The organism is Intrasporangium sp. (assembly GCF_032907665.1).
Taxonomy (GTDB): domain Bacteria; phylum Actinomycetota; class Actinomycetes; order Actinomycetales; family Dermatophilaceae; genus Intrasporangium.
Genome location: NZ_JAJJPG010000229.1, coordinates 1 through 3,230, shown reverse-complemented (window position 1 = coordinate 3,230; position 3,230 = coordinate 1). Strand labels below are relative to the sequence as shown.

The following is a 3,230-nucleotide window of genomic DNA, read 5'->3' as shown; positions in this document are numbered from 1 at the left end:
TCAAGGACGGGAACGCCACCCCCGAGGAGGAGGTCAAGGTCGCCCGGATCGCGGCACTCATCCTCGGTGCGGTCGCCATCATCGGTGGCATCTTCGCCATGGGCCAGAACATCGCCTTCCTCGTCGCCCTCGCCTTCGCCATCGCGGCGAGCGCGAACCTGCCGACGATCCTCTACTCGCTCTTCTGGAAGCGGTTCAACACCCGGGGTGCGCTGTGGTCGATCTACGGCGGCCTGATCAGCGCGATCACGCTCATCGTGTTCTCGCCGGTCGTGTCGGGCAAGGCGGTCGACCCGGTGACGGGCAAGAGCCCGTCGATGCTCCAGGGCGTCGACTTCCACCTCTTCCCGCTCGACAACCCGGGCATCGTCTCCATCCCGCTGGGGTTCATCCTCGGTTACATCGGGACGGTGACGAGCAAGGAGTACAACGCCGCGAAGTACGCCGAGATGGAGGTTCGCTCCCTCACCGGCCACGGCGCCGAGGTGGCCACCCACCACTGAGCGCGGTTGCGCTCCGACTCAGCCCAGCGGCATACGGCATGGTCCGTATGCCGCTGGGCTGAGTCACGTCGGCGGCGCGCCCGGGTGCCGGCCACCGAGGAAGGGCGCTCGTGTCGAGGCTCGTCAGAGGATGACGAGGTCGTCGCGGTGGATGACCTCGCGCTCGTAGGTCGGGCCGAGCGCCTTCGCCAGCTCTCTCGTGGAGCGGCCGAGGAGGGTGGGCAGCTCGCCGGAGGCGTAGTTGACGAGTCCCCGGGCGACCGGGGTCCCGTCCGGGGCGCAGACGTCGACCGGGTCCCCGTCGTGGAAGACGCCCTCGACCGCGGTGATCCCGGCTGGCAGGAGGGACTTCTTGTGGTGGGTGAGGGCCCGGACCGCGCCGTCGTCGACGATGAGGCGCCCCCGGGCCGAGGTGGCGTGCTCGAGCCACAGTCGCCGCGAGCGACCCCGGCGCCCGATGGGCAGGAAGACGGTGCCGACGTCCTCCCCGCCGAGTACGGCGATGACGCGATCGGCTGCGGTGATCGAGGTCGTGACGCCGGCGGCGGTGGCGATCCGGGCGGCCTCGATCTTCGTGGCCATCCCGCCGGTGCCGACCTTCGAACGGCTGCGGCCGATCTCGACGTCGGCAAGGTCCTCCGGCCCCTTGACCAGCGGGATGCGCTGGGCGCCGGGACGATGCGGCGGTCCGTCGTAGAGCGCGTCGACGTCGGACAGCAGGACGAGCGCATCCGCGTCGATGAGGTGGGCGACGAGCGCCGCGAGCCGGTCGTTGTCGCCGAAGCGGATCTCGCTCGTCGCGACGGTGTCGTTCTCGTTGACGATGGGCATCACGCGCAGGTCGAGCAGGCGCTCGAGGGTGCGGCGGGCATTGGCGTAGTGGGTGCGGCGGGTCACGTCGTCCTCGGTGAGCAGCACCTGTCCGACGGTGATCTCGTGTGCCGCGAACGCGTGCGTGTAGGCCGCGAGCAGGGCACCCTGGCCGACGCTCGCCGCAGCCTGCTGCGTCGCGAGGTCGCGGGGGCGCGCTGCGAGCCCCAGGGGATGGATCCCGGCGGCGATGGCCCCGGAGCTGACGAGGACGATCTGCGCGCCCTGCGCGTGCTTGTGTGCCAGGGCGTTGACGAGGGCGAAGAGCCGCGCGTGGTCGATCCCGCCGTCCGTGCCGGTCAGCGAGCTCGAGCCAACCTTGACGACGAGACGGCGCGCGCTGCTGATGACCGATCGGGGCACGTGGCCAGCCTAGTGACGCCCCGGAGTGCGAGCGCCGCCCGACCACATCGCGGCGCCCGTCGGAACACCGTCGGCTGAGGGGAGGTCTTGCGCCTACGCTAGATCCATGTCCCAGACCATCGACCCCGCGGTCGTCGCCCAGGTGGGCGAGCTCGCCGACCGCGCCCGCATCGCCTCCCGGCGCCTGGCCCTGCTGAGCCGTGCGGAGAAGGACGCCGCCCTCCACGCCCTCGCCGACGCCCTCGTCGCGGCCACGCCGCAGATCCTCCAAGCCAACGCCCAGGACCTCGAGCGAGGCCGCTCCACCGGCATGAGCGAGGCCCTCCAGGACCGCCTGCGGCTCGACGAGCAGCGCATCGCCGCCTCTGCGCAGGGTCTGCGCGACATCGCTGCCCTGCCCGACCCCGTCGGCGAGATCGTCAGGGGCTCGACCCTGGCCAACGGCCTGCAGATCCGTCAGGTCCGGGTGCCCATGGGCGTCATCGGCATGATCTACGAGGCCCGACCCAACGTCACCGTCGACGCCGCCGGGCTCGGCCTCAAGTCGGGCAACGCCGTCCTGCTCCGTGGCGGGTCCGCGGCCGCAGCGACCAACTGGGCCACCGTCGTCGCCTTGCGCCTGGCGCTCGCCGCGCAGGGACTGCCCGAGGACGCCGTCACCCTGCTGGGCGAGGGCGGCCGCGACGCCGCCCGTGCGCTGATGACGGCCCGCGGCCGGGTCGACCTCGTCATCCCGCGAGGGGGAGCCGACCTCATCCAGACCGTCGTTCGCGAGTCCACCGTGCCCGTCATCGAGACCGGCGTCGGCGTCTGCCACGTCTACGTCGACAAGGCAGCCGACCTCGACAAGGCCGAGCGGATCACCGTCAACGCCAAGACCCACCGGCCGAGCGTCTGCAACGCGGCCGAGTCCCTCCTCGTCCACCGTGACGTCGCGGCCGACTTCCTGCCCAAGGTCATCGCTGACCTCGCGGGCGCAGGCGTGAAGCTGCACGTCGCGCCCGAGGTCAGGGACTACGCGGAGGCGGCGGGAGCGGCATACGAGATGGCGAGTGACGAGGACTTCGGCACGGAGTGGCTCGCCCTCGAGATGAACGTCGACGTCGTCGACGACCTCGACGAGGCCATGGACCGCATTCGGCGCTACGGCTCCGGGCACACGGAGGCCATCGTCACGGAGGACCGCGCCGCCGCTCGCCGGTTCACCTCGGAGGTCGACGCCGCCGCCGTGATGGTCAACGCGAGCACCCGATTCACGGATGGTGGTGAGTTCGGCTTCGGCGCCGAGATCGGCATCTCGACGCAGAAGCTGCACGCGAGGGGGCCGATGGCCCTGCCCGAGCTGACGACGACCAAGTGGATCGTCGAGGGCGACGGCCAGGTGCGCTGAAGCCCGCCGAACCCGCCGACTCTGGCGGTCCTCGCCGCGCCGACCCGCGGACCGTGTCGGTGAACGTCTCGCAGGACTGGCATGATGCGCGCCATGGAGGGCAC

The 3,230-nt window shown here is 71.4% G+C and carries 3 protein-coding genes; 2 read left to right on the top strand and 1 reads right to left on the bottom strand.

Annotated features, from left to right (window positions below; translation table 11 throughout):
* The coding region (locus tag LOY02_RS18650) for a sodium:solute symporter family transporter (protein WP_410505981.1) at positions 1 to 503 on the top strand (503 nt) is incomplete at its 5' end.
* A gap of 123 nt (positions 504 to 626) precedes the next feature.
* On the opposite strand, the gene proB is transcribed toward LOY02_RS18650, so the two are convergent.
* Positions 627 to 1,736, bottom strand: coding sequence for a glutamate 5-kinase (gene proB / locus LOY02_RS18645; RefSeq protein WP_317183865.1), 1,110 nt, complete (start codon positions 1,734 to 1,736; stop codon positions 627 to 629).
* Positions 1,737 to 1,842: 106 nt separating this feature from the next.
* On the opposite strand from proB, the gene LOY02_RS18640 reads away from it, so the two are divergent.
* Positions 1,843 to 3,126, top strand: coding sequence for a glutamate-5-semialdehyde dehydrogenase (locus tag LOY02_RS18640; RefSeq protein WP_317183864.1), 1,284 nt, complete (start codon positions 1,843 to 1,845; stop codon positions 3,124 to 3,126).
* Positions 3,127 to 3,230 lie beyond the last annotated feature (104 nt).

Coding starts and splice junctions, on each gene's coding strand:
- LOY02_RS18640 (WP_317183864.1), top strand. CDS start 1,843: ATGTCCCAGACCATCGACCCCGCGGTCGTCGCCCAGGTGGGCGAGCTC.